General features: G+C 40.6%; 1 protein-coding gene. It reads right to left on the bottom strand.

Annotated features, from left to right (window positions below):
* Positions 1–212: 212 nt before the first annotated feature.
* Positions 213–1,151 carry an AAA family ATPase gene (locus tag F6K38_RS42070; RefSeq protein WP_071986874.1) on the bottom strand — a complete coding sequence of 313 codons (939 nt, stop codon included), beginning with the start codon at positions 1,149–1,151 and terminating at the stop codon, positions 213–215.
* Positions 1,152–1,361 lie beyond the last annotated feature (210 nt).

Here is a 1,361-nt window from a genome sequence, read left to right as displayed (position 1 = left end):
TGTTCGAGTCACTAAGTAGAGCGACCAATCATAAGTCAGGATGGTTGACGAATCCGCTAGTGATTTTGTTGCCATTGTCGGTACGGGGGGCAGTAGAGCAACTGGTGTAGTAGGTTCGACTTGAAACGCTGATGTTAGTTAGCTAGTTAGCAGAAATGCGATCGCAAAAACTCACTCACTATCCTTACCTTAGCCTTGATGGTCTAGTCAGATCAATTTTTAGTGGTCTTGTAGGTATCATAACTATCCAGCCCACTAACAAAGGGCATCGCTCCATATCGACCTTTTAGGTAGCCTTTCTGTAGGGATTCATCCTCACGAATTTTAAAATCTAGTAACGAATAGAGCTTAGTGCTATTGTTACTATCTTTCTGCATCAACCATACCTGGTCTTGATTAAATATCTCTCGATCTAGGAAAGTCGTATCGTGGGTAGTAACAATCAATTGAGCATTATTTTGATTAGCTGCTTTGTCATTAAATTCCTTGATTAAATAGGTTGATATATCTGAATTCAAGCTGCGGTCTAGTTCATCAATAATTAAAATTTCTCCATTATCTAAAGCATCTATCCAATATCCTCCAATTTCAAATAATCGTTGGATCCCATTTGATATGTCGATATGATCTCCCTTGATTAATTTTAAAAAATTGTCACTATAATTAGTATATCTATCAAATTTTAAAGCAGTAAAATTAGATAGATTTTGGAACCTTGCTGGAATTAATTTTAACTTAGAGCTAAACCAGATAAATATCTTTCCTAACTGAGGATGGTTATTTTGGGCCGCATGAGATAGAAATAAAGAATTGGGGCGAACAAAACCCTTAATACGTTCCTTCTCGCCTTTCAGCCCTCGCCCAAAATACCAATCATACTCCTGTTCTTCTGAACGATAGTTACGCTCAAACCACGTTTGAGGACGTCCTTTGGGATACGCGATTAGCCACTCTTCGTACACCCGCTCTTGGTCTAAGGAAAATCCATATTGGTAGCGAATATTATCGTGAATAAAAATAATTTCAAAACAGCTCGGCTTCTGCTGGTAGTCAGCATTTAACCGAAATGGTTCGATATTCCATCTACTGCCAAGCTGCATGCCAGTAGCGGACTGGAGCACAATCTGACCCATGGTGTGGATTGCACGCACCAGATTACTCTTCCCGGAAGCATTAGGACCTTGACATCTCCCCCGGTTAAAACACGGAGGATTCTATGAGGATGTTACGCAGTAGCGGTTTTCCCGTACTGCTATCGGCTTTCGCCGACGCTTCGCGAACACTTCTCATTCGATATGATTTTTTAAGAGAATTAAAAACGTCATACCGATGCGGGAGTGTCAAAGCTCCCCTACCCACCT

Source organism: Moorena sp. SIO3B2 (assembly GCF_010692525.1).
GTDB lineage: Bacteria > Cyanobacteriota > Cyanobacteriia > Cyanobacteriales > Coleofasciculaceae > Moorena > Moorena producens.
The sequence above is the reverse complement of the archived record's forward strand: the minus strand, read 5'-3'. Positions and strand labels throughout refer to the sequence as shown.